The organism is Stieleria sp., from assembly GCF_041595215.1.
Lineage (GTDB): Bacteria > Planctomycetota > Planctomycetia > Pirellulales > Pirellulaceae > Stieleria > Stieleria magnilauensis.
Genome location: NZ_JBFHKV010000899.1, coordinates 1 through 3635, shown reverse-complemented (window position 1 = coordinate 3635; position 3635 = coordinate 1). Strand labels below are relative to the sequence as shown.

2 protein-coding genes are annotated in these 3635 nt (G+C 57.8%); one reads left to right on the top strand and one right to left on the bottom strand.

The window, feature by feature from the left end:
• Nucleotides 1-1168, top strand: a 1168-nt coding sequence (locus tag ABX749_RS25940; RefSeq protein WP_372898560.1) for a mechanosensitive ion channel family protein, incomplete at its 5' end; no start/stop codon positions are given.
• Between the two features lie 575 nt (nt 1169-1743).
• Here the strand turns inward: ABX749_RS25940 and ABX749_RS25935 are convergent.
• Nucleotides 1744-3635 (bottom strand): beta-agarase (locus tag ABX749_RS25935; RefSeq protein ID WP_372898559.1); only part of this gene is annotated, 1892 nt, incomplete at its 5' end.

The window sequence follows — 3635 nt, the reverse complement described above, 5'->3', positions numbered from 1 at the left end:
CGTGGTCTGGAAGATCGGCCAACTCGGGTTCCAACAGATTTGGCGCAACCTGACTCAACCCAAAGTCGAACCCAGGTACGACGAGTACGGATTGATCGAAGAGCCCGAAGTCGCGGAGGAGGTCAATGAAACACACGTCGTGTTAAAGCACCAAATCGGTTTCTTGGGTCAATGTGTCGCCGGCGTTGCGTTGGTCTCGTGCTTCGTCGCCTTGTGGGTGGACGTGATTCCGAACATGAGTCTGGCGAATCCCGTTTTGTGGACCGTCCAAGATACGGTGACCCATTACGCCGATGACGGCCAGGGTCAAACGGTGGCAAGCTCGGTGCTGCAAGCCACTCCCGTCACGCTGTTGAACGTGGTTTGGGCCGCCGCGATCTTATTTGTCGCGATTCACATTTCGCGTTTGTTGCCGAATTTGTTCGACGCCCTGGTGCTGCAACGCGTGGACTATGACGAAGGCATGGAGCATCTGATTTTGGTGCTAGGACGGTGCATCCTGTTCGCGATCGGCTGCTTCGTCGCCTGCCGATTGATCGGCGTCCGCTGGGTGACGATCCAATGGTTGATGGTCGGGATCACGATCGGCATCGGCTTTGGGCTGCAAGACATGGTGCGCAATGTCTTGGGCGGCTTGGTCGTTCTGTTCGCGCGACCGGTCAACGTCGGTGATCGCGTCACGGTCGGACGACTGACCGGACGGATCGCCAGTCAAACCCTGCGCACCACCATCCTTGCCGACGATGAAGGTCGCGAGTTGCAGATTCCCAACCGAAAATTCCTCAGCGACGAAGTCACCAATTGGCGTGGTGCCGGGAAATTGACCACGGTCGCGATCGAAGTCACCGTGCGACGCGAAGAACGCCCAATCGACATCGGACGCATGATCGGCGAATGGGCATCCGCGGAACGAGAGGTGTTGCAGTCTCCCGGTCCCCAAGTCACGTTGGTCTGCATCGCCAAGAAAACGCAACGTTATGAGTTGCACGTTTGGACGGAAGGCCAGCACGACGCCAAGCAAGTGCAACGGGCATTGCTGGAAACGGTCCGCAGCAACCTTCGCGAGCGCAACCTGCTGGCAAAAACGCAGCCGACCCAACCGGCCATCCGCCACGCCGATGTCGACTCGATCAGCGACACACCACGCCCCAAACGACGCTCGGCTTAACGCTCGACTGGCGACCGATGGCGTCGATCTCACTTCTTAGGACGCTTCGGTTGGGTCCGGTAGGTGGATCTGTTGTCTGCCGTCAGCGATCGATGCCACCGAAACCATTCAGTGGCTTTTCACGAGGACGATCAAAGCTTGAATCACGCCCAGACCGATCAGAAGTCCCAAGACCCACATCACTGGTTTCATCAAACGGGGTCCGGACGCCTTCCGATGTCGCCGATTCCGCTTGTCCGGCCGTTTTCGATTCTTCTTAGCTAGTTTACTGGTCGAGGTGTGGAGAGTCATGACGCGTCACCCTGCGATTAGTGCCACGAAGTAAACGGAAAAGATGGCGATCGTGAGCGCCATCCCCGCCCAGGCGATCGGAGATTGATCCGGCGAAGGAGGATCTCGATGATCGGTTTCGGTTGGAGGTGTGTAGGGGTTCATGGGACTGGCCAGTTTACCATAACCCTGCCCCCCTACGCTGTGAAGCATTTTTTAGCGGCGGGTCACTCCCCCTCCAATCACCTCGTCAATTGCAGAAAACAGATGCTTCGCAGCGTTCCCTGCCCCCGTGCCCAGCGCCATCACTTCGCGACAAAGGTGACGAGCTGCACGGACGTGATCGTCGTGCCGGGCTGTGCGGTGATTTGCACCCGATTTTCGCCGCGAATCATCGATGGATCCACCTGCACATCCAAGGGCGCGAAGAACTCGCTGAACTCGGCAGCGTCCCCGACATCGATCGCGACCGGCGTTCCATTGATTCCGACGGAGAGTGGTTGAGTGAGGCCGCCGCCACGGTGAACGCCGATGACAACCCTCGCCGATGCAAGCTCGTTCGCTTCACCGATCTTCACATCGAACGTCACCGGATCTCCCTGACTCTTCACGGCAGTTGCCGTCGCGTAGTGACGCTGCATCACCAGCTGCTTTGCCGGAGTGAGTTCCTGATCCAGCTTCAGACGGACAACCGTGGTCTCATTCACGTCGACCGGAATCGCCGCCGCGTCGACATCGTGCTCCGGCTCAAACACGACTTCGCCCTGGTGGTAATTCAGCCGCGTTTGAGTCGCTCCAACCGCGCCCATTCGTTCTGCGACGCCCGATAGATCGACGGCAATCTGTCGGCCACCCATGTTGGTCACTGCAATCGAAATGCGGCTGCCATCATGCACCGCAACCACATCCATCCATCGGCGATTGAATTCCACCGGCAGACGTCGACCGTCGAAATCCCGCCACAGTTCAAAGTAATTGGCAATCGTCGTGGGCTCGAAGTCGTCGATGGTCTTGTGCCGGGTTCGATCTTCCTTCGGCGTAAACGCCGCGTCGCCGCTGTACGGATTCCACGACATATGCAAAAAGATGAACGGCACAAACAGATCAATCTGGTCCGGCCGCTGCATCGACTTGGTCAGATACGCATTCCACGCGAGCAATCGCAGCCAATTGTCGGACGGCTGCCGACCATTCTGCAGTGAGCCACACTCGGTAATCAGGATGGGCAGCACGTTGTCGGCCTTGTGCATGTGGGCCCGCAGCATGTCGAGGATCGCTTCATATCGGCCCAGCAGATAATTGGAATAGCCGGTTCCGCGACGCTCGTATGCGCCCAGCATCAGCGCGTTTTCGTAAAAGTGGTGCGAGAAGAAATCGAGGTGGCCGCGTGTCTCTTCGATAAACCGAGCCTGATTTCGATACAGTTCAAAGTCTTTGACTTGTAGTTGCATGTAAGCCGACGACGGGCCTCCGACCTTCACGTCCCCGGCGCGCCGATGGACCGCGTCGGCAACGCGATTGTGAAAGTCCGCGAGCAGCCCCCAGCCGTCGATGCCTTGCTTTTCCTGCCAGTGATGAGCCCACTCGGACTGGACGCTGCTTTCGTTCTTGACTTCCCACCACTCAGCCGTGAATCCGCCGTCTTTGATTTGGTCTTCGACGTAGGCGGCTGCAAGTTCCGCCGCATCATCGAAATGCTCGACCTTGGGCGTCCCTCGCCCGACCAGTGGTACGGACATGAAATCAGGCCAATCGTTGAAACAATACGCAAAGGGAATCGTTTTGAACTCGGCAATTGTATTTCGGTGTCTCTGACCGGCGTCGTATTGATCGAAGAACGACAAATCGGCGGCACCCGGTTGATCCGCTCTCTCTTTGAGCGGCTCCCAGTTTCCCCAGGCACGCGTGATTCCGGGGTTGAACTTGAACGCACCACGTCCCGGCAAGAAATTTCGCTCCGCAGCCCAACGCTCAAATGACTGATCCACGACACCTGGCGTTTCATGCATGCGGAACCAACGCCCACGCTGCAGTTCGCTCGTTCCGCCGATCGACAGTTCATGGTCGGTGTCGATGTCAATCTCCACTCGCTGGCGAGGTAATTCGGAACCGAGGTCGCGATAAGGAATCGTGTCGAACTCAGGCGGAATTTGCCGCTGGGCGATAAACACCAGATCATCGATTCGGCAACTGGCCT